General features: G+C 72.9%; 17 protein-coding genes. 11 read left to right on the forward strand and 6 right to left on the reverse strand.

The features are described from left to right. Positions 1-66 precede the first annotated feature (66 nt). Complete coding sequence (locus tag ABZ635_RS15045; RefSeq protein WP_357764557.1) at positions 67-1107, reverse strand: BadF/BadG/BcrA/BcrD ATPase family protein; 1041 nt, start codon at positions 1105-1107, stop codon at positions 67-69. 116 nt (positions 1108-1223) lie between these two features. On the opposite strand from ABZ635_RS15045, the gene ABZ635_RS15050 reads away from it, so the two are divergent. Together ABZ635_RS15050 and ABZ635_RS15055 are read left to right on the forward strand one after the other, a co-directional pair. Beyond that, on the forward strand, positions 1224-2513 hold the full coding sequence (locus ABZ635_RS15050) for a GNAT family N-acetyltransferase (RefSeq protein ID WP_357764560.1): 1290 nt from the start codon (positions 1224-1226) through the stop codon (positions 2511-2513). A 194-nt stretch (positions 2514-2707) separates the two neighbouring features. Then, positions 2708-3460 carry a metal-dependent hydrolase gene (locus tag ABZ635_RS15055; protein WP_357764563.1) on the forward strand — a complete coding sequence of 251 codons (753 nt, stop codon included), beginning with the start codon at positions 2708-2710 and terminating at the stop codon, positions 3458-3460. Between the two features lie 690 nt (positions 3461-4150). On the opposite strand, the gene ABZ635_RS15060 is transcribed toward ABZ635_RS15055, so the two are convergent. Both ABZ635_RS15060 and ABZ635_RS15065 read right to left on the reverse strand, forming a co-directional pair. Beyond that, entirely contained in the window at positions 4151-5917 is a 1767-nt protein-coding gene (locus ABZ635_RS15060; RefSeq protein ID WP_357764565.1) for a tetratricopeptide repeat protein, read from the reverse strand. A 260-nt stretch (positions 5918-6177) separates the two neighbouring features. Beyond that, positions 6178-6831 carry an HAD family phosphatase gene (locus ABZ635_RS15065; RefSeq protein WP_357764568.1) on the reverse strand — a complete coding sequence of 218 codons (654 nt, stop codon included), beginning with the start codon at positions 6829-6831 and terminating at the stop codon, positions 6178-6180. Between the two features lie 581 nt (positions 6832-7412). Between ABZ635_RS15065 and ABZ635_RS15070 the strand changes: the two genes are divergently transcribed. Both ABZ635_RS15070 and ABZ635_RS15075 read left to right on the forward strand, forming a co-directional pair. Next, positions 7413-8720, forward strand: coding sequence for a GNAT family N-acetyltransferase (locus ABZ635_RS15070; RefSeq protein ID WP_357764570.1), 1308 nt, complete (start codon positions 7413-7415; stop codon positions 8718-8720). Between the two features lie 96 nt (positions 8721-8816). Then, entirely contained in the window at positions 8817-9275 is a 459-nt protein-coding gene (locus ABZ635_RS15075; RefSeq protein ID WP_357764573.1) for a nitroreductase family deazaflavin-dependent oxidoreductase, read from the forward strand. 128 nt (positions 9276-9403) lie between these two features. Here ABZ635_RS15075 and ABZ635_RS15080 read toward each other — a convergent pair whose 3' ends face one another. The 3 genes from ABZ635_RS15080 to ABZ635_RS15090 form a co-directional block, all read right to left on the reverse strand. Further along, positions 9404-10459 carry an aminotransferase class V-fold PLP-dependent enzyme gene (locus ABZ635_RS15080; RefSeq protein WP_357764576.1) on the reverse strand — a complete coding sequence of 352 codons (1056 nt, stop codon included), beginning with the start codon at positions 10457-10459 and terminating at the stop codon, positions 9404-9406. 88 nt (positions 10460-10547) lie between these two features. Then, positions 10548-11390 carry an aminoglycoside phosphotransferase family protein gene (locus ABZ635_RS15085; protein ID WP_357764578.1) on the reverse strand — a complete coding sequence of 281 codons (843 nt, stop codon included), beginning with the start codon at positions 11388-11390 and terminating at the stop codon, positions 10548-10550. 49 nt (positions 11391-11439) lie between these two features. Continuing rightward, the gene (locus ABZ635_RS15090; protein ID WP_357764580.1) at positions 11440-11979 is read right to left on the reverse strand and encodes a MarR family transcriptional regulator; all 540 of its coding nucleotides are present in this window, start codon (positions 11977-11979) and stop codon (positions 11440-11442) included. Between the two features lie 261 nt (positions 11980-12240). Between ABZ635_RS15090 and ABZ635_RS15095 the strand changes: the two genes are divergently transcribed. The 7 genes from ABZ635_RS15095 (at position 12241) to ABZ635_RS15125 (ending at position 20877) form a co-directional block, all read left to right on the forward strand. After that, positions 12241-13203, forward strand: a complete 963-nt coding sequence (locus tag ABZ635_RS15095; RefSeq protein WP_357764583.1) for an MBL fold metallo-hydrolase — start codon at positions 12241-12243, stop codon at positions 13201-13203. Between the two features lie 56 nt (positions 13204-13259). Continuing rightward, complete coding sequence (locus tag ABZ635_RS15100) at positions 13260-14900, forward strand: FAD-dependent monooxygenase (RefSeq protein WP_357764586.1); 1641 nt, start codon at positions 13260-13262, stop codon at positions 14898-14900. Between the two features lie 52 nt (positions 14901-14952). Beyond that, complete coding sequence (locus tag ABZ635_RS15105; RefSeq protein WP_357764589.1) at positions 14953-16176, forward strand: cupin domain-containing protein; 1224 nt, start codon at positions 14953-14955, stop codon at positions 16174-16176. After that, positions 16173-17018, forward strand: coding sequence for a hypothetical protein (locus ABZ635_RS15110; protein WP_357764590.1), 846 nt, complete (start codon positions 16173-16175; stop codon positions 17016-17018). Before ABZ635_RS15105 ends, ABZ635_RS15110 begins: the two co-directional genes overlap by 4 nt. A gap of 28 nt (positions 17019-17046) precedes the next feature. After that, entirely contained in the window at positions 17047-18261 is a 1215-nt protein-coding gene (gene fahA / locus ABZ635_RS15115) for a fumarylacetoacetase (RefSeq protein ID WP_357764592.1), read from the forward strand. 180 nt (positions 18262-18441) lie between these two features. Then, positions 18442-19230, forward strand: coding sequence for an SAM-dependent methyltransferase (locus tag ABZ635_RS15120; RefSeq protein ID WP_357764595.1), 789 nt, complete (start codon positions 18442-18444; stop codon positions 19228-19230). A gap of 459 nt (positions 19231-19689) precedes the next feature. Further along, the gene (locus ABZ635_RS15125) at positions 19690-20877 is read left to right on the forward strand and encodes an FAD-dependent oxidoreductase (protein ID WP_357764598.1); all 1188 of its coding nucleotides are present in this window, start codon (positions 19690-19692) and stop codon (positions 20875-20877) included. The last annotated feature ends 1 nt before the right edge of the window (position 20878 follow it).

Here is a 20878-nt window from a genome sequence, read left to right on the forward strand (position 1 = left end):
GTTAGGCAAACCTAACCGGACCCACAGTAGGGTGCGGACGCGGAAACGGGCAAACCGGGGCACCGCTCAGTCCCCCGACCACCCCGCGGGACGGGTGAACGCGCCGTGCAGGTCCACGTCCCGCTCGTCCGCGCCCGCGCGCAGCGCCGCCATCCAGGCCGCGCCCCCGGCGGTACTCCCCGCCACCAGCACCGGCGCGCCGGTACCCATGGTGAGCTTGTGCGCCAACGCCTCCCGGACCGGAGCGGAACCGGTGAGCACACCGCCGGACAGGACCACGGGCAGGTGCTCCCCGGGTGTGCGCACCTGGTGCACCGACTGCGCCAGGTGCCCGGCGGCGGCGTTCACGATCACCACGGCCGCCGGGTCCCCCGCCAGGAACGCCTCCGAGACCAGCGGAGCCAGCTCCGCGAGCCCGATCGGCGGCGCCGAGGTCAACGTGCGCGCGAAGTCGCGGGCGTGCTCCTCCGGACGCCGCTCCGAACCGCTCGGCCGCTGCCCCGGGATCACCCGCTTGGCCACCGTGCGGGCCAGCGGACTCAGTTCACCGCCCCGGCCCAGCTGGCGCGCGGTCTCCCGCGCCGCCTGGTGCCCGATCCAGAACGCCGACCCCTCGTCGCCGATCAGCCAACCCATGCCGTCGGCCGACCTCACCCGCCGACGGTCCTCGACCCGGGAGGCGATCGCCCCGGTCCCAGCGATGAGGACCGTACCGTCGCGCTCGGAGCTGCCCGAGGCGAAGGCCACGGCGTCGTCACCGGAGAACTCCTCACCGGTGGGGCGCAGCCCGGCCTTGACCAACGCCGTGTCCAACCGGGACCGCACGCGCGGGTCACGCAGCCCGGAGTACCCGGCGAGCCCCACCACGGTCGCCGCCACGGCGTCACGGGCGTCGGGTCCGGCCCGGTCCAGCGCGGCGCCGATCGCCTCGGTCAGCCGCTCGGCCGCCGTGTCGGGGCCGTGCGTGTTGGGGTTGGCGCCGCCGGAACGGGCCCGTCCGAGCCGCTCGCCGGTCAGGGTGGTCACCAGGGCGCGTGTGGTGGTGCCCCCGGCGTCGACCCCGACGACCAGCGCGGGGGAGGGGGAGGGGATTCGTCGTGTCGTCACCACTTGAGCGTGCCCCGGGCCCGGCCGACTTACTCACCCGGCCCGCCCGAAGGGAGCCCCACACCACGCCCAAAACCACTGGCCGCCGCTTCACCGCCCCTGGTAAGCCTGTCCGTATGACTGACGACACGAGGGTGAACCCCGACGCACCGACCCGGGGCTGGACCGTACGAGGCACCGACACGGACGAGTTCGCCCAGGCGGCCAGGGTCTTCGGGCAGAGCCTGCTGTTCCCCGAGGACATCGACTCGCTGCTGGAGCGGATGAGACCGCTCCACGGCGCCGTCGGCTACGACCGGGTCCTGGTGGCCGTGGACGAGACCCAGGACGAACCCGAGGTCATCGGTACCGCCAACCGCTTCCCCTTCGAGATGACCATGCCCGAGGGGCGCGTGCCCGTGGCGGGGGTCACCGGAGTCGGTGTGTGGCCCACCCACCGCCGCCGGGGCGTGCTCAGCTCGCTGATGCGCCGCCAGCTCGCCGACATCCGCGCCGAGGGCGTGCGCTACGCCGCGCTGTGGGCCTCCGAGGGAGCCATCTACGAGCGGTTCGGCTACGGCAACGCTTGCACGGAACTCGACACCACCCTGACCCGCCCCTACGCCGCCCTGCGCGCCGACGCCCCCCGCGACCCCGAACTGCGCGTGGTGCTGCGCGAACCCGCCCGGCTCCGCGCCGACCTGGAACGCGTCCACGAGGACGTCTGCGCCGTCCAGGTGGGCCAGTTCCGCCGCACGGAGCCCTGGTGGGACCGCGCGCTGTTCGACGGCCCCGCCCGGCGCGGGGACAAGGCACCCCTCATGGCGGCCGTGGTGAGCGGACCGGACGGCCCCCTCGGCTACGCCCTGTACCGGGTCAAGGCCAAGTGGGAGGACGACGGCGCGCAGGGCGAGGCGCACGTCCAGGAGATCACCGCCACCACCCCGGCCGCCTGGGCGGCCCTCTTCGACCACCTGTTCAGCCGTGACCTGGTCACGAAGGTGTTCTTCCCGTTCCTGCCCGCGGACTGCCCGCTCCACCACCTCCTCCCCGACCGGGGACGCGCGGTGGCCGTGCACTACCCGTCGCTGTGGCTGCGGCTGGTGGACGTGGCCGGAGCGCTCTCGGAGCGGCCCTACGCGGCCCCCTTCGAGGGGGTCGTGGCCGTGACGGACCGCTTCGCGCCGTGGAACGCCGGGCGGTGGCGGATCAAGGCCGACACGGACGGTGCCCGGGTGGAGCTCACCGACGACGAGCCCGACCTGTCGCTGGACGTACACCACCTGGGGGCCGCCCACCTGGGCCAGACCACACTCACGGGCTTCCTCCGCGCGGGTCTGGTCACCGAGCACACCCCGGGAACCGTCGCCCGGCTTGACACGGCCCTGCACCGCGTGGACGCGCCCTTCTGCGGGGTCATCTTCTAGGCACACGGGTGTCCCGGCCGGCCGGGACACCCGTGCCCCCAGCGCCATGACGTCGTCCGTCATGTCCTCCGGACGGAGGGGCGCGGTGCCCGCGACCGCCCGCCAGGGGAGCGGTTGGCGTCCCCCCGCCGCTCCTGGGACGCTCTACCCCAGAGGTCGTGCCCCCCGTTCCCCCCACCCCTGGAGGTCCCCCCATGATGGGCTCTTCGCACGCCGCCACCGGTGTGCTGGCCGGAGCCGCCGTCGGCGCGCTCGCCGGCGCTCAGGTCAGTGACGTTCTCGTGTGCGCGGCCGTCGGCGCGGGCGCCGCCCTGCTCCCCGACCTGGACGAGCCCGGGTCGTCCGTGGGCCGGTCGCTCGGGCTGGTGTCGGAGAAGGTGTCGGAGGGGCTGCGCGCCCTGTCACGGCGGGTGTACGCGGCCACCGGCACCCGCTACGAGCTGGAGGCGGGCAAGGACGGCGGGCACCGCCACCTCACGCACACGGTCCCCGCCGTACTGGTGTTCGGCCTCCTCGGGTACGTCGTCGCCGCCGTCGCGCCGCTCGGGACCGCGCTGGTGGTGTTCGCCATGGCGGCCCTGGGCGCTGGCACGGTCGCCCGGTCGTTGAAGGGGTGGGGCCCGAAACGGAAGCGGGCGATCGCGGCGGCCGTCCTCGCGGTGGTGTGCGCGACGACGGCGGTGTACGCGCCGGGCGGTGCGCCGTGGCTGATCGGGCTGACCGTGGCGGTGGGGTCGCTGACCCACGTGCTGGGGGACTGGCTGACCCGCTCGGGGGTGCCGCTGGCGTGGCCGTTGAAGGTGAACGGGAAGCGGTGGTGGATGTTCCGGTCCCCGGTCGCGTTCCACACGGGCCGGTCGCCGGTGGAGGTCGCGATCCGATGGGTGTCGCTGGCCGCGGCACCCCTGATGCTGCTGGTGGCGGCCCCCGCCGTCCCCGCAGGTTAGCGAACCGCACCTGGGGTGTTCGCGCGCCGACGACCGGCCCGCTGGTGATCCCGGCGATGCCCTCGGCGTCGTCGCCGTGCCGACGGCCGGTGGCGCACCGTGCCGGGCGGCGCCTCGGTGCCGGACCGGTCGCTCTCGCTCAGCTGGGCGTCGCCGTGATCGCCCGCCCTGTCGCCGTGCCGCTCCTGGTGTGACATCCCCTCGCCCCGGGAGTGGCGGGCACCCGGGGCGAGGGGAGCACGCACGGGTACGGGGCCGCCCCCGCCGGCCGGCGGGGGCGGGGATCACTCCGGCTTCCCGCCCTCCTCGGGCTCCGGGACCGGTTCCGGCTCGGGGACCGGCTCCAGGGGCGCCTCGCCCCGGCGCACCCCCACCGAGGGGCCGCCTTTGGCTCTGTACACGTTTCGCCTCCCGCTCCCGGGCGCGCGGCGCGCCCGCCTCACCCTCTTCTACCCCCTGCCGACCGGACCGGAGCCGGTGTGGCCGGTGCGGGCCATGACCGGACCCGGCCGGAGAACCGGCCCTGGAGCCCGCTGGAGGCAGGTCCGACCCGGACCGGCCTGTCAGCGCGCGCGGGAGGCCGCCGTGCCCGTAGGCGCCCGTGGGTGCCCGACCGACCACCACGACGGCACGGAGGCGGAGCGGGCCCAGCGGGAACTCACTCCACGCCGGTGGCGTTGCCGCAAGAGATCATTTCCAGGAGCCGGGCTCCAGCCACCACTCGGCGTCGGCGAACCGCTCGCGCATCGCCGCGTGCTGAGCCCGGGCTCGCCGGTTCCACGTGGCGGCCTCCTGCTCCCGACCGGGCTTCTTCGCCAGCATTCCCGCCAGCTGCTCCATCGCGTCGCTCAGGCCCTGTTCGGCGGCTCGGAGGAACCAGGTTTCGGCCTCCTCCTCCCGCCCCGCGTCCCTCAGGTGGTATCCGAGCCCCTGCATCGCGTCGGGGTCACCCTGGTCGATGGCCCGCCGGTAGCACTCCTCGGCCTCCTCCTCCCGGCCGGGCTCCTCCGACAGCAGTGTCGCGAGCGCGCACACGGCGTCGGGATGACCGTGGTCGGCGGCCTTGCGGTACCACTCCTCGGCCCACGACTCCAGCCCCTCCTCCAACCACAGCAGACGGCCGAGCTCGACCATCGCGTCGACGTGCCCCCGCTCGGCCGCCTTCTCGAACCACTCCTGGGCCATCCACTTCCACTTGCCGGTCCCCCGCTGGGACGTCAGGTCCGCGTAGTGGTACATCGCCTCGAGGTCCCCCTGGCGAGCCAACGGTTCCAAGGCCGCCTCGGCGATGTCGAACCTGCGGGCGCTCAGCGCCGTGACCCCGACGGTGATCCGCTCCCGCTCGGTGGCCAGGTCCAGGGCCGTGCGCCACACGCCCTCGGGCGGCATCCCCCTGAGGGTGAGGGAACCGAACGCCCGCCACCGGCCCTGCCGACCGGCGGGTACCAGCAATCCGGGCAGCCCGTCGCGTCGGCGGGTGGCCCATGCCCAGGCCTGGTCGGCGTCCTCCAAGAGGGGCGGTGGATCGGGCAGGTAGGCGGTGTGGGCGGCCTCGATCTCTTCCCGCGTCAACGGGCCGGACACGCCGATCCGTGCCAGCACCACGGCCGCCGCGACCAGCGCGTACCCGCGCGGATGGCCGTTGTCGGGGCCGCCGCTCCAGATCGGCTCCAGCACGGGGCCCGCCGCGAGCCGTTCCGTCACCCCGAACCGCTCGTCGGCCGCGGTCACGGCCTCCGCCAGGCGTTCGTCGCCGCTGGCACGCGCGCGTTCGCGTTCCCAGGGACTCCAGCGGCGTGCGACGACGACCGGTGCGACGTCGAGCGCCGAGAACCCGGTCCACAACCGGGGACGGTCCTCGTCGACGTCGCCCGGGCGCAGGTCCTCCAGCCGGTCACGCCGGATGGTGGCCGCCACCACCGCGTCGGCCGCGCCGAGTGCGGCGACCAGAGTCTGGGGCAGTTCCGAGGCCAGGTGGTGGTCCAGGTCGTCCAACCAGATCACCCACCCCCGAGGAGCGCGCTCGGCCCTGGCGTTGAGCCACGCGGGCAGGGGGCGTAGGTCGGTGCCCCGGGGCGGGGCCAGCAGCACCCGGTCGGGCAGGACACGGCCCAGCGCGGCGGCCAGGGTGCGGGTCTTGCCCACGTTCGGGGGACCGGCCACCAGGACCAGTTCTCCGCGCGGTGCGGCGGCTGCCGTGGCCAGGAGCGAGTCGAGCTGGGGGTCCACGTCCCTGGCCACGTAGGGCGGGAACCCGGTGTCCTCGGAGCCGGGAACGCGGACGTCGGCGAACAGGTCGCCCACCGCGTGCTGGCGGACGGGCACAGCCGAGTCCACCCACCCGGGCACCGGCAGTGTGCCCGGAGGGTCGACGTCGGCCCGTTCGTGGGCGCCACCAGCCGGGAGGGACGGCCCGTGGACGTCGCGTGCGTGGTCGTCGGCGTGGTCGTCGGCCAACCCGATCACCCGCGCCGGGAGCGGAATCGGGGGAGACGAGCGGAGTCCGCCAGGGGCGTTCGTGGCGCCGGGGCGGGGGCCTCTCGGGTCGCGGTGGGGGGCCATGCCGGAGTTCTTCGCATACGCCGATTCTGCCTCCCCGCCAGGGCGCGGCCCACCGTCCCCCGACCAGCGCGGAGGAACTCCCGGACGCACTCACTGTGCGAGGAGCCCGGCCCGACCGTTGAGCCGGAGCTACGAGTGGCCTCCGCCGGTCCGGGTCATCCGCCCCCGACCGGGTCGGGGACGCCCAGCAGACCCCTGACGTGCGAGGCCAGACCTGGCCGACCGTCCGCCAGAACCGTCGTGATCCCCAGTTCCTGTGCGGGGAGAAGGTTGTCGGGGTTGTCGTCGACGAAGACGCACCTCTCACCCCGCACACCCAGGCGCTCGAGTGTCCGCCGGTAGATCTCCGGGTGCGGCTTGGCGACCCCCTCCACTTCGGAGAGCACCGTGACGTCGCACAACTCGTGCACCCCCAGCCTCCGATAGGGGTCGTAGGGGTCCAACCCGAAGCTGTTGGACAACAGCGCGGTCTTCAACCCCGACTGTCGCGCTGCGAGCGCCAGCCCGATCATGTCAGGAGCTGGGCGTACCCTCTCCCAGGCCCGCCCCATGAGGTTCTCGTGCTCGTCGACCCCCAGGAGGCGGGCGGTGGACCTGTTCCACTCCTGCTGCGTGAGTCGCCCGGCCTCCAGTTCCAGGTAGAGACGGCGTCCCTCGGGGTGATGGTTCAAAGCCGTGCCCCAGGCACGTGGCGCGAGCCCCTGTTCCACACACCACCCCTGAAGGGCCTCGCGCACACCCTCGGTGAGGACCCCGACGAAGTCGAGGATCAGGGCCTGGTACTGCGCACGCGGCAGGGAGGGCGACATGGAGGTCCTCGTCATCAGGGGGTGGAGGTCACCATCACTTCCTTCCAACCTCTCGGTGTCCTCAACCCGATCAGAAGCACCCGGATGCCCGGAAGGGACAGCGTGGTGCATCGCGACCAGGGGGTTCCCGTTCCACAGTCGGAGGTGGAACGGCCTCGGATGGCGGGTGTTTCCTCCGCAGCACGAGTGCGCCAGCAGCCAGACTGGTCGGTCCATCCCCACGTGCGTGGGGCTTGCGACACGCAGAACCGTGACCAGGGGTATCTCAGCGGTCCATTCCCACGTGCGTGGGGCTCGCTCGACTCGCCCGGCCAGTTCGTCGGCCTGGTGCGGTCCATCCCCACGTGCGTGGGGCTTGCGCCTCATGACCTGCGACAACGCGGCTCGTTGTCTCCGCTTGGCCTGGTTGACCGCCAACGGCGGCTCCCGCTGTGCGCTCATCCTTCCAGAAACCGGGGCGACGTCACCTCGGCACCTCCACTTCCCCTCCCAGCATCCCGGAAAACCGTTGGCCGCGCTCTCCGACCGGCTGGTAGAACGACTCCACACACCGGCCACACCCCCAGGAGGGCGACACACACATGAGCCAGGCAGAACCACAGGGCTGGACGGTCCGTACCGGAGGCAGGGACGACTTCACCGCCGTCGTCGAGACGGTCGGAGAGGCACTCCTCGCCCCGGACGAGCGGGCGACCTCCCAGGCCCGGCTCTCCCCGCTCTTCGAGGAGAACGGCTTCGACCGCCTCCTGGTGGCCGTGGAGGCGGACTGGCCCCACCGGCACCGCACCACCGAGGACGAACGGGTCGTCGGCGACGGCCGGGTGATCGGGTCGGTGAGTTCCTTCCCCTTCCAGATGACCCTGCCTGGCGGAACCCGGTCGGTCGCGGGGGTCACCGGGGTCGGTGTGTGGCCCACCCGCCGCCGTCAGGGCGTCCTTTCCGCCCTGATGCGCCAACAGCTCGCGGACGTCCACGCGCGCGGTGAGTCCCTCGCGGTTCTGTGGGCCTCCGAGGGTTCCATCTACGGCCGCTTCGGCTACGCCCCGGCGACCAGCGAGTACACGGGTAGGCTCGCCACCTCGCACACCGGTCTGCGCCCCGACGCCCCGCGCGATCCCGCGCTCTTCGTGGAGCTCACCCACGCCTCCAGGGCGCGCGCCGACCTGGAGCTGGTCCACGCCGCCGTCACCGCCCGCCAGGTCGGTCGGCTCCGGCGTTCCCCGGCGTTCTGGGACAGCGCCCTGAGGGACCTCGCCGACGATCGGGAGGGCCGCAGCCTTCTCAAGGCCGCCGTGGTCCACGGCATGGAGGGGCCGGTGGGCTATGCGCTGTACCGCACCCGTAACCGGTGGGAGGACGCCAACCCCTGCTCCGAGGTCCATGTGAAGGAGCTCCTCGCCGTCACCCCCGCCGCGTGGACCACGCTGTTCGAGCACCTGGCCAGCCGCGACCTGGTCGCTCGGCTGGTCTTCGACGGCATGGCCGGCGACGACCCGGCGCACTTCCTGCTGGTCGACCCCCAACGGCTGGTCACCACCTACGACGACTCCCTGTGGGTGCGCCTGGTGGACGTGCGCACCGCCCTGGCCGAACGCTCCTACGCCGCCCCGGTCGACCTGGTCCTGGAGGTCACCGACCGGCACGCCCCCTGGAACGAGGGCCGCTGGCGGCTGAGCGCCGACGCTTCCGGCGCCGCTTGCGAGACCACCCGCGACGCGCCCGACGTCTCCTTGGACGTGGCCCGCCTCGGCGCGGTCCACCTGGGCGGGAACACGCTCACTGGGTTCCTGCGCAACGGGCTGCTCGTCGAGCACACCCCGGGAGCCGTGGCCGCGTGGGACGCCGCGCTGTTCCGTCCCGAGTCGCCCTTCTGCGACCAGGGTTTCTGAGCACGGCCCAGGAGGGGAGGCGCGTCGGGCCTCCGCCGGGGTTCGCGGGCGTGGCACGATCGGGGAGGACTCCGTAACCGAGCACCGGGGAGAGCGATGACCGCCAGTGGCGTACTCCAGGGCGAGTACGAGCCGAGTTCGTCGAAGTTCGTCCGAGACCAGGTGGAGCTGTACGAGCGCACCGGCGGTCGGGAGGGCGACACCCTCATGGACACCGGGATGCCGGTGATCATCCTGAGCACGCGCGGCCGCAGCAGCGGCAAGGTTCGCAAGACCGCCCTGATGCGGGTGGAGCACGACGGCGCCTACGCGGTGATCGGCTCCCAGGGCGGGGCGCCGCAGGACCCGGCGTGGGTGGGCAACCTGCGCGCGGCGCCCGATGAGGTCGCGCTCCAGGACGGCCCGGCCCCGTTCGCCGCCCGTGCCCGGGAGGTCCAGGGCGAGGAGCGGCGACGGTGGTGGGATCGTGCGGTGAGCGCCTACCCGCCCTACGCCGACTACCAGGAGAAGACCGACCGGGTCATCCCCGTGTTCGTGGTCGAACGCGTGGACTGACCGCGATACGCGGCCGGGCACGGCCGACGCCTCCTCACAGGGCATCGGTCGTGCCCCGCCACCGTGCCCGTTGGCCGCGTCACGGCCCGGTCGGCCTGAGCTGACCGGGCCGGGGCTGGCCGGTCGGCCTAGGTCAGGGCGCTGACCAGCCGGTCGACGTCCTCTTCGGTGTTGTACAGGTGGAAGCCCACCCGCAGGCGGCCGTCGCGCAGGGCGGCGGAGATCCCGACCTCTTCGAGGCGTCCGGCGGTGCCCTCCGGTACGGGGAGGGACACGATCGCCGAGCCCCCGGCTTCCTCACCCATGGCGTTGCGGAACCGGTCCGCCAGGGCGACGTCGTGCGCGTGTACCTCCTCCACCCCGATCTCCTCCAGGAGCGCGAGCCCCGGGGCCAGCCCGATCCAGGCGGGCCACACCGGCGCCAGGTCGAGCCCGCGCGCCCCGTGGGCGAGTCGTAGCGGCCCCCCGTAGAGCGAGTCCCACGGGTCGGCCCCCGCGTACCAGCCCGGGGCGAGGGGCGAGAGCGCGGCCAGGGCCTCCTCGGTGCCGGTCAGGAAGGCCGCCCCGCGGGGGCCGAGCAGCCACTTGTAGGTGCTGCACACGACGTAGTCCGCCTCGTGCACCGGGGTGGAGAGCCATCCGGCGGACTGGCTGGTGTCGAGCAGGAGCCGGGCGCCGTGGTCGGTGCAGGCGGCCCGCAGTTCCCTGATCGGGGCGACGCGGCCGGTGGCGGACTGCACGGCGGCGACGGCCACGAGCGCGGTGGCCGGGCCGACCTCCTCGGGCAGCTGATCGAGGGGCACCTCCCGGACCCGCACGCCGTGTGCCTGCCGGGCCATCAGGGGGAAGACCACGGAGGTGAACTCGCCTTCGGCGAGCAGGACCTCCGAGCCCGCCGGCAGGCTCGCCGCGACCGTTCCGACGAACTGTGCGGTGTGGGTGCCGACGGCGACGTTCTCGGTGTCGACGCCGACCAGTCGGGCGTAGGAGGCGCGCGCGGCGTCGACGGCGGCGTCGACGGACCCGGGGGAGAACCGGCCGGTCGCCACCTCGTGGAGGTTCTGCTCCAGGGCTTGGCGGGCGCGGTGGGGCAGGAGGCCGTGCGTGGCGGTGTTGAGGTAGGTGCCCTGGGGGGAGAACTGGGTCCGTGCCTGGCTGAGGCTCGTGCGTGCGGTCTGGTTCATGGACCGCATGTTCACAGGCGCCCGGGGGTGGTTCAAGGTCCAATCGGCCGTGATTGGACTCTTTCGGGTGTGCCGGGCCCGGGGCGGTTCAGCGGGAGCCCGAGCCCTCGGTCGCGGTGCGCAGTTGGTCCAGCCACGCGGCGCCCTGTCGGTGTCCGTCGGGGAACCGGTCGTGGCGGTCCCAGCGCCAGGTGGTGATCATCGCCAGCACGAGGAGGCGGCACCGGCGCAGCAGTTCGGGGTCGAAGGCCGGGTGGTGGTCGGCGACCGCTTCGGGTGCGTGTGCGAGGTCGAACTCGACCGGCCCCCGGCAGACGGTCTCCAGGTCGACGAAGAGCGGCCCCCGTGCGGTGGCGATCAGGTTTCCGGGGTGCGGCTCGCCTTGCAGGAGTTGTTCCGGGGCGTCGTGTTCGGCGATGCCGCGCTCCGTGTCGCGCAGGGTGTCGGCGAGCAGTCGTCGGTCGGGACCTGAGAGGGCGGGGGTGCGGTGGGGGTCGGCCACGAGTGCGCGGGCCTCGGCGACGCGGTCGGTGAAGTGCGGGGTGTCGAGGTCGATCCCGCGCAGCCCGTCGTGCAGCCGGGTGAGGGCCAGGGCGTAGTCGGGGGCGGGGACCCGCGAGGTCGTTACCGCCGCGTGGTGGGTCCACAGGGTGACGTCGAGTCCGTCGTGCTCGTGGACGCGGGCCGTGACGCGGGGGTCGGGCGCGGCAACGGGCGCACCCGTCAGAGCGAGCCGCCGGGCGAGTTCGACCTCGGTCCGCGTCGAGTCCACGCCCGGGGGAGCGACCCGGGCCAGGATGTCGCAGGGCAGGAGTCGCAGGGTGATCCGGTTCGACGCCTGGAGGACGACGGCGTCGTCCGCGGCCAGGCCGTGGGCGGCGGCGACGGCGGTGGCGGCGGCCACCGCGCGCCGGGTTCGGGTCGGGCTCACGGGTTCTCGGTTCCCTTCGCGTCCTGCGGCGTCGACCGCGTCGACCGTCTCAGCTGCGGAACTTGGCCTGGGCGTCGGTGGAACCGGCCATCAGCTTGTTGAGCAGGCGTACCAGCTCGCGGCGCTCCTCGGGTTCGAGCGCCTCGGCCCAGGCGCTCTCCCTGCGGTTGTGGGCGCGGAAGACTCCGAGGATCGCCCCGTATCCGGCCTCGGTGAGGCTGAGCTGGAGGGCGCGGCGGTCGTGGACGGCGCGTTCGCGGGTCAGCAGCCCGTCGCGTTCGAGGGTGTTGAGCAGCGCGGACAGCGCTGCGCGGCTCATGCCGGAGATCTCCGCCGTGGTCTTGGCCTCCATCGGCCCCGCCAGCCACAGGGCGAACAGCACGCGAAACCCCGGCCAGGTCCACCCCCGGGGGCGGTGCACGGTGGACTCCAGGTCGTAGACGACCATGCTCGTCGCCCGGTTCAGGGTCAGCACCATGCGCATGGCCTCGGCGTTGACCGTGGGGAGTTCTCGTTCGGCCTTGTGGACCGCGTAGTCCACGAACGACCAGAAGGTGAGCTCGTCGGGGGGTGCCGTGTTGTGAGTCACGCGGACCAGCCTAGTACGGGGAGTGATCGGCGTCCGTCCCGTCGCGGCTCGGGCGTCACCTCCCGATCGCCCTCCGTCGGGGAGGTCGGCCCGTGACAGAGGGGGCACGGTGGGTAGCCTGGTGGAGTGATCTGCATCACCGCTCCGGGGGTTCTGGGCCTCTTGGCCCTGTGGCGCGGAGCACGTTATGGTCTTTTTCATCAAACGTTTGATCATTTGGGCGGCGGCAGCCGCCCGCGACGAGTGAAGGGCGCACCGACCATGGCAGCCAAGCCGTTCGCCTCATCCGCCGACACCGAGGTCAAGGAGCAGACCCTGGAGGTCCTGGCCGACGGCGTCTACGCCCTCACCGCGGAGGGCGACCCCAACGTCGGCGCCATCGAGGGCGAGGACTTCGTGGTCGCCTTCGAGGCCCTGGCCACCCCCACCGCCGCCAAGGAGTGGCTCGCCAAGCTCCGCGAGCACACCGACAAGCCCGTCCGCTACCTGGTGCTCTCGCACTACCACGCGGTCCGCGTCCTGGGCGCCAGCGCCTTCGACGCCACCGTCATCCTCACCCACGAGAAGACCCACGAGCTCATCCGCGAACGCGGCATGGAGGACTGGGCCAGCGAGTTCGGTCGCATGCCGCGACTGGCCAAGGACGCCGACTCCGTGCCCGGGCTGACCTGGCCCACCCAGACCTTCGCCGACCGCACCACCATCGACCTCGGCGGCGACCGGGGCGAACTGGTCCTGGAGTACTTCGGGCGGGGCCACACCGAGGGCGACGTCGTCGCCTGGCTGCCTCGGCAGAAGATCCTCTTCGCCGGAGACCTCGTCGAGGCCCAGGCCGCCCTCTACACCGGCGACGCCTTCCACAAGGACTGGGCCGGGTCCACCCTCGACCGTGTCAAGGCCCTGGGCGCCGAGATGCTCGTGGGCGGGCGCGGCGCCGTCAGCCGGGGCCGCGACGAGGTCGACGCCGCCATCGAGCAGACCCGCGCCTTCCTCAACGTGATGATCCGCGAGGTCGGCGCCGTCCACGAACGCGGCGGCACCCTCAAGGAGGCCTTCACCGCCACCCACGCCGCCCTGGTCGACGGCTACGGCCACTGGCCGATCTTCGAGCACTGCCTGCCCTTCGACGTCTCCCGCCTGTGGGACGAGTTCTCCGGTATCGAGCGCCCGGTCATCTGGACCGCCGACCGCGACCGCGAGGTCTGGGCCCAGCTCCAGGGCTGACCGCCCCCACCCCATCGACCGCGCCCGTACGGGGCGCCCCACGAACGGAGTCCATCATGCGCCCCCCCGCGCCTCGCACCCCAGCCGACACCGGCACCGACCCCGTCCTGGTGCTCGGCGCGGGGCCGGTCGGTCAGACCGCGGCCCTGCTGCTGGCCCGCCGTGGGGTCCCCGTACTGGTCGTCGACGGCCGCCCCGAACGCGACGCGGTCGGTTCCAAGGCCATCTGCCAACAGCGCGACGTCCTCGACGTCTGGGAGTGGCTCGGCGGCGGACGGATCATCGAGGAGGGGTTGACCTGGGACACGGCCCGCACCTTCTACCGGGAGCACGAGCTCTTCAGCGTGCGCCTGCCCGACCCCGGCGCCTCCTCCCTGCCCTCCTTCGTCAACATCTCCCAGTCCCGCACCGAGGAGGTCCTCGACGGGCTCCTGGCCGAGGCCGGGGTGCGGATCAGCTGGGGCCACGAGGTCACCGCGATCGACCAGGACGCCGACGGCGTCACCGTGGAGTGCGCCACCCCGCGCGGCCCGGTACGCCTGCGTGGCTCGCACGCGCTGTCGTGCATGGGGGCTCACGGCGGCGTGGTGCGCAAGGCCCTCGGCCTGGACTTCTCCGGCACGAGCTTCGACGACCGCTTCCTCATCTGCGACATCCGGGCCGACCTCGGCGACTGGGAGCGGGAACGCCGCTTCTACTTCGACCCCGAGTGGAACCCGGGGCGCCAGGTCCTCATCCACCCCTGCCCCGACTCGGTCTTTCGCATCGACTGGCAGGTGCCCTCCGACTTCGACCTGGAGGCGGAGGAGTCCAGCGGCCGCCTGGACGCCCGCATCCGGCAGATCATCGGCGACACCCCCTACGAGATCGTCTGGCACTCGGTGTACCGCTTCCACACCCGCGTTGCCGACCGCATGCGCTCGGGGCGCGTTCTGCTCGCCGGTGACAACGCCCACCTGGTCGCCCCGTTCGGCGCGCGCGGCCTCAACTCCGGGGTCCAGGACGCGGAGAACGCCGCCTGGAAACTGGCCTACGTGCGTGACGGCTGGGCAGGGGAGGCGCTCCTGGAGAGCTACCACACCGAGCGTCACGCCGCCGCTCTGGAGAACGCCGAGGTCACCAGCGCCACCATGCGGTTCCTGGTGCCGCAGGACGATGCCGAGCACGAGCTCCGCGTCAGCGTCCTGGAGAGGGCGGTCAACGACCCCGTCGCCCACCCGATGGTCGACTCCGGGCGACTCGCCGAACCGTTCTGGTACACCGATTCCGCGCTCACCACGGCCTGCCCCGAACGCCCCTTCGGAGGCCGCCCCCCGCGCGGCCAGGCTCCCGCGCCCTGCCCCGGCGTGATCCTGCCCGACGCCCCCGTCACCGTCCCCGGCCGCCCCGAACTCACCCGCCTGCGCCCACTCCTACGTGAGGGGCTCACGCTGCTGCTGGGCCGGGACGCCGACCGCGCCGCCGTTCACGCGGCCGCCACCGGAGCCACCCCGGCCCCCGTCACCACCCTGCTCCTCGACGACGTGGACACCACCGGAGCCCTGCGCGGGGCGCTCGACCCCCTGCCCGGGCAGGTCTGGCTCGTGCGACCCGACGCCCACGTCGCCGCCGTGGTGTCCGGACACGACCCCGACGCCGTCCGCGCGGCGGTCCGCACCGCCCTGGGCCGCCCCGCCACCGACACCGTTCCCGCCTAGACCGCGCGGCTCCCGACAGACCACCGGACCCAACCAAGGAGGAAGACCGGACATGGCGTACTACCGCAGCGTCGGCGCGGTGCCCAGCACCCGCCACACCCAGCACCACAACCCCGACGGCGGCCTGTACTACGAGGAGCTGATGGGGGAGGAGGGCTTCTCCGCCGACTCCTCGCTGCTGTACCACAAGGCGATTCCGTCCGCGATCGTCGACGCCGCCGAGTGGGAGGTCCCCGACCAGTCCCTGCGGCGCAACGCCCCGATGGTGCCGCGCCACCTCAAACTCCACGACCTGTTCCAGGGAGAGGAGTGGCGGACCAACGACGTCGTCGAGTCCCGACGCCTCGTACTCGGCAACGGCGACGTGCGCATCTCCTACGTGGTCGCCGGAGCGCCCTCCGAGCTGTACCGCAACGGCATCGGCGACGAGTGCGTGTACGTCGAGTCGGGCACGGCCCGCGTGGAGACCGTGTTCGGCCTGCTGGAGGTCGGCCGCGGCGACTACGTGATCCTGCCGCGCGCCACCACCCACCGCTGGGTGCCCACCGGCGACGCACCGCTGCGCGCCTACGTGGTCGAGGCCAACAGCCACATCGCCCCGCCCAGGCGCTACCTGTCCCGCTACGGCCAGCTGCTGGAGCACGCCCCCTACTGCGAACGCGACCTGCGCGGCCCCGAGGGTCCCCTGCTGGTCGAGGGCGAGAACGTCGACGTGCTCATCAAGCACCGGGGCGACGGGCCGGGCGGGATCTCCGGAACCCGCTACACCTACCCCACCCACCCCTTCGACGTGGTCGGATGGGACGGCTGCCTGTACCCGTACGTGTTCAACGTCGACGACTTCCAGCCCATCACCGGCCGTGTCCACCAGCCGCCGCCCGTTCACCAGGTGTTCGAGGGCCACAACTTCGTCATCTGCAACTTCGTGCCGCGCAAGGTGGACTACCACCCCGAGGCCATCCCGGTGCCGTACTACCACTCCAACGTGGACTCCGACGAGGTCATGTTCTACTGCGGGGGCGACTACGAGGCCCGCAAGGGCTCCGGTATCGGCCAGGGCTCCATCTCCCTGCACCCCGGCGGCCACTCGCACGGACCGCAGCCCGGCGCCTACGAGCGCAGCGTGGGCGCGGAGGCCTTCGACGAGCTCGCGGTCATGGTCGACACCTTCCGTCCCCTGGACCTGGGCGAAGGCGGCGCCGCCGTGGACGACGGCACCTACGCGTGGACCTGGGCCAAGGGGCGGCGGGCCCAGCGGGAACAGGGGCAGGCGTGAGCGACACCGCCCGCACCCTCTACGGTGCCCTGTTCGACGACGCCGCGCTGTTCCCGCCCGGTAACGCGCCCCTGGGTGAGGCGATCCCCGCCCACCGGGACCACCTGGCCTCACGCCGGGCGCCCTACGTGGGCCCCTTCCTGGTCGCGGACGCGCGCCTTGCCGAACTGCGCGCGGTGCTCTCCCGGGAGGATGGTGACCACGCCGCGCTCGCGCTCGTGGTCACCGTCCCCGGCGGGGCCCAGGGCGTGGCCGCGGCGGTCGACGCCGTGCGCGCCGACCCCGCCCTGACCCTGGCCGGGGTGGAGGTGGCGTCCGCTCCCGGCGCGGCCGCCGCCACCGCCGACACGGTGGTGCGTGCGCTGGCGGACGAGGCCGACGCCTACGTGGAGGTCGCCCGTGGGGCGGGCGCCGCCGCCGACGTCGCGGCCTTGGCCGGAACGGGCGCGCACGCCAAGTTCCGCACCGGCGGTCTCACCCCGCAGGCGCACCCGGACGAGGCCGAACTCGCCGCGCTGATGGCCGCCGCCGTCACCGCCGGTGTCGCGTTCAAGTGCACGGCGGGGCTCCACCACGCCGTCCGCCACACCACTGGGGAGGGCTTCGAACAGCACGGGTTCCTCAACGTGCTGCTGGCCACCCACACCCTGCTCACCAGCGGGGACCGGACCGAGGCCGCGCGGGACCTCGCCGACCGCGACGGCCCCGCCCTGGCCGCGCGGGCGGGGGCGCTCACCGTCACCGAGGCGGCCCGTATCCGGTCGAGATTCCGTTCCTTCGGCACGTGCAGCATCGCCGAACCCCTGGAGGACCTCCTCGTCCTCGGGGCGCTCCACACCTGACCCCACCCACTCGCAGAAAGCACACTCCATGCCTGACAGCTGGCTCGACATCGCCCCGGAGACGCAGTTCGGCCCGGCCACCCTGCCCTACGGCGTGTTCTCCACCGAGGGCACTCCCGGAACCCGGGTCGGTGTGGCCATCGGCGACCACGTCCTCGACCTGGGAGCGGTCGCCCGCGATCTCGGCGCCCCCTTCGCGGAGTCCGTCTCCGGGCCCGACCTGGACGCGCTCTTGGCGGCCGGGCGGCCCGTGTGGGAGCAGGTCCGGGCGGCCCTCACCTCGTGGGTGACCGACCCCGCCCACGAGGCGGCCGTGCGCCCGCACCTGGTGGACCGCGCCACGGTGAACCTGCACCTGCCCTTCACCGTCGCCGACTACGTCGACTTCTACGCCTCCGAGCACCACGCCACCAACGTGGGACGCATCTTCCGCCCCGAGCAGGAGCCGCTCACCCCCAACTGGAAGCACCTGCCCATCGGCTACCACGGCCGCTCGGGCACCATCGTGGTCTCGGGCACGGACATCGTCCGCCCCACCGGCCAGCGCAAGCCCCCGACCGATCCCGCCCCGGTGTTCGGGCCGTCGGCGCGCCTGGACATCGAGGCCGAGGTGGGCTTCGTCGTCGGCACCCCCAGCCCGATGGGCGAGCGTGTGGCGGTGGACGACTTCGCCGACCACGTGTTCGGGGTGTTCCTCCTCAACGACTGGTCCTCGCGCGACCTCCAGGCGTGGGAGTACGTCCCGCTGGGCCCGTTCCTGGGCAAGTCGTTCGCCACGTCCGTCTCCCCGTGGGTGGTGCCGGTCGCCGCCCTGGAGGCGGCCCGCGTCGAGCAGCCCGCCCAGGACCCCGAGCCGCTGCCCTACCTGCGGGGTGCGCGGTCCTGGGGCCTGGACCTGCGGTTGGAGGTGCGGCTCAACGGACACCTCGTTGCCACGCCGCCCTTCTCCGAGATGTACTGGACCGCCGCCCAACAGCTCGCGCACATGACCGCCAACGGGGCGTCGCTGCGCACCGGCGACGTCTACGCTTCGGGGACGGTGAGCGGCCCGGAGGCGGACCAGCGTGGCTGCTTCCTGGAGCTCACGTGGTCGGGCAGGGAGCCGCTGCGGCTGCCCGACGGCACCGAGCGCACCTTCCTGGAGGACGGCGACGAGGTCACCATCACCGCGACCGCGCCCGGCCCGGACGGTTCGAGGATCGACTTCGGCGAGGTCACCGGCAGGATTCTCCCGGCGAGGTAGGGGGAAGGGCGGTGCTGCGGGCGGCGGCGGTGCGGCGAGCACCGTCACCGCCCGTTCCCGCTTCCAGGGGAGGAAGCTGCCGAGAAAGGAGAAGGAGGGCGTTCGCCTGGCCGGTAGCGGCTTGTCCGCGCCGGGGCGCAAGCGGAAGAATACGGGCTCCGCCCCCTGAGGAAGGCCCCAATGAGCCCCTACCCCGAGATCGACACCACCAAGGCGCACTCGGCCCGGGTGTGGAACTACTGGCAGGGAGGAAAGGACAACTATCCCGTGGACCGGGAGGTCGGCGACTACGTGCTCCAGGCCTACCCCGAGATGGTCGGGGCGGCCCGTGCCGACCGGCAGTTCCTCATCAGGGCCGTCACCCACCTGGCCGATGAGCGAGGAGTCCGCCAGTTCCTGGACATCGGCACCGGACTGCCGACCCACGACAACACCCATGAGGTCGCCCGCGCCGTGGCCCCGGACGTCAGGGTGGTCTACGTCGACAACGATCCGATGGTGCTCGCCCACGCCCGTGCCCTCCTGACCGGCCAGGCCCTCAGCGAGGTGCACTACGTCGATGCGGACCTGCACCGGCCCGACACCGTCCTGTCCGCCGCCCGGGAGCACCTGGACTTCTCCCAGCCGATCGGTCTGACCATTCTGGGGACCATGGGCCACACCCCGGACACCGAGCAGGCCTACGCCGTGGTGCGGGCCTACGTGGACGCGCTGTCCTCGGGCAGCTTCCTGGCCCTGTGCGACGGCACGGACACCAGCGCACCCATGGTGGAGGCCGCCCGGCGCTGGAACGAGACGGCGGCGATTCCGTACCACCTGCGTAGCCCCAGGGAAATCGAGGGCTTCTTCGTGGGGCTCGATCTCCTGGAGCCCGGCGTCGTCTCGGCCCCCTTCTGGAACCCGGCGAAGACCGAGGTGGGAAGTGTCACCGAGGCGGACCAGTACTGTGGCGTGGCCCGCAAGCCCTAGACGGTGATCCGGGGCCTTCGGGTCCGGGTGCTTCGGCCGGGGCCCTTCGTTCTCGCGAAGGGCCCCATTCCCCGCTCACTCTCGGCCCTCATGGCCATCGCCGACGTGGTCGACGTCGACGGGCGGTGGTGCTCCTTCCCGTTGGAGAACCTGGCCGGGCGCTCGGGCGGAACCCTCGGCGTCAGCAGCCTCAAGCGCGCCATCGACGAACCCGAGCCGAAGCCCGTGGGTGAGCCGGTGGATTCCGCTCCGATCGTGCCGGAATCCCCGGATGATGAACTGTGGGCGCGCATGACCGCGTCGCTGGGCGGAGGTCGTGGTCAGGGAAGCCCCTTGAAGGGAGATCTACGACGTCAAGGTGGTGGTGCATGGACATGTGGGCCAGATCACATCGCGGAGCTGTCAGGGATGCGGAAGCCGTCCCGTTCAAGGCGTACACGAACGGACAGGAGCACGATCATGCGACACCGCGTCATGGTTCTCGGGGCCGGGTACGCCGGAGCGGCCGGAGCCGGGGTTCTCGCCCGCCGCCTGCACTCTGACGACGTGGACATCACCGTCGTCAACTCCTCCCCCCACTTCGTCGAGCGGATGCGCCTGCACCAGGTGGCCGCCGGTCGCGACACCGGGAGCCGGGAACTCGCCGAGATGTTCGCGGGCACCGGCATCCGGCTGAGGGTCGCACGGGTCACGTCGGTCGACGCCGACCGGCGGACGGTGTCGGTGGACTCGGGGTCCGGTACCGAGGAGCTGGGGTACGACACCCTCCTGTACGCCCTGGGCAGCACCGTCGGCCACGGTGGGGTGCCCGGCGCCGCCGAGCACACCCTGCACGTGGCCGACAGGGAGGCCGCGTCGCGGGTGCGCGACCGGCTCCGGGAACTCAACGGCACGGGGCGGGTGCTGTTCGTCGGGGGCAACCTCACCGGCATCGAGACGGCCACCGAGGTCGCGCAGGCTCACCCCGGGCTGCGTGTCACCCTGGCCACCAGTGGTGAACTGGGTGGATGGCTGGGGGATCAGGCCCGTTCCCGCACGCTGGCGGCCTTCGAACGGCTGGGTGTCACCGTGCGTGAGAACAGCGCGGTCACCCGGGTCGAACGCGGGCGGGCGACCACCGACACGGGAGAGACGCTGCACGCCGACGTGATCGTGTGGGCGGCAGGGTTCGCCGTCCACCCGATCGCCGCGCACGGCGGACTGGCCGTAAACGAGCGGGGCAGGATGATCGTGGACGAAGGAATGCGTTCGGTCTCCCATCCCGAGGTCTACGCCGCGGGTGACAGCGTCCTGGCTGTCGGTGACAACGGCCTCCCGCTGCCGATGTCCTGCGCTTCGGCCGGGTTCACCCGCATGCGGGCCACCGCCGCGATCATCGCGGACCTCACCGGACACCGGTCCTGGCCCACCCCGCTCGGCTACCTGGGCAACTGCGTCAGCCTGGGCCGCGACAACGCGATCTACCAGGGCGTCGACAAGCAGGCGCGGGCGAAGGCCTCCTCTCTGCGCGGCCGGGGTGTCGCGTTCTTCAAGAGGTGCGTGATCTCCACCGTCGCCTGGACCATGGGTCACCCCACCTACGGTCTGCCGGTGCGCCGGCTTCGCCTGACCGCCCCGGTCAGGCCCGCCGGGGCGGTCGCCGACTAAC

Source organism: Nocardiopsis sp. NPDC007018, assembly GCF_040635075.1.
In the GTDB taxonomy this organism is placed as follows: domain Bacteria; phylum Actinomycetota; class Actinomycetes; order Streptosporangiales; family Streptosporangiaceae; genus Nocardiopsis.

Bases quoted from the DNA above. Each gene is read 5' to 3' on its own strand.
- ABZ635_RS15050 (WP_357764560.1), top strand. From the start codon at position 1,224: ATGACTGACGACACGAGGGTGAACCCCGACGCACCGACCCGGGGCTGG.
- ABZ635_RS15055 (WP_357764563.1), top strand. From the start codon at position 2,708: ATGATGGGCTCTTCGCACGCCGCCACCGGTGTGCTGGCCGGAGCCGCC.
- ABZ635_RS15065 (WP_357764568.1), bottom strand. From the start codon at position 6,831: ATGTCGCCCTCCCTGCCGCGTGCGCAGTACCAGGCCCTGATCCTCGAC.
- ABZ635_RS15070 (WP_357764570.1), top strand. From the start codon at position 7,413: ATGAGCCAGGCAGAACCACAGGGCTGGACGGTCCGTACCGGAGGCAGG.
- ABZ635_RS15075 (WP_357764573.1), top strand. From the start codon at position 8,817: ATGACCGCCAGTGGCGTACTCCAGGGCGAGTACGAGCCGAGTTCGTCG.
- ABZ635_RS15080 (WP_357764576.1), bottom strand. From the start codon at position 10,459: ATGAACCAGACCGCACGCACGAGCCTCAGCCAGGCACGGACCCAGTTC.
- ABZ635_RS15095 (WP_357764583.1), top strand. From the start codon at position 12,241: ATGGCAGCCAAGCCGTTCGCCTCATCCGCCGACACCGAGGTCAAGGAG.
- ABZ635_RS15100 (WP_357764586.1), top strand. From the start codon at position 13,260: ATGCGCCCCCCCGCGCCTCGCACCCCAGCCGACACCGGCACCGACCCC.
- ABZ635_RS15105 (WP_357764589.1), top strand. From the start codon at position 14,953: ATGGCGTACTACCGCAGCGTCGGCGCGGTGCCCAGCACCCGCCACACC.
- fahA (WP_357764592.1), top strand. From the start codon at position 17,047: ATGCCTGACAGCTGGCTCGACATCGCCCCGGAGACGCAGTTCGGCCCG.
- ABZ635_RS15120 (WP_357764595.1), top strand. From the start codon at position 18,442: ATGAGCCCCTACCCCGAGATCGACACCACCAAGGCGCACTCGGCCCGG.
- ABZ635_RS15125 (WP_357764598.1), top strand. From the start codon at position 19,690: ATGCGACACCGCGTCATGGTTCTCGGGGCCGGGTACGCCGGAGCGGCC.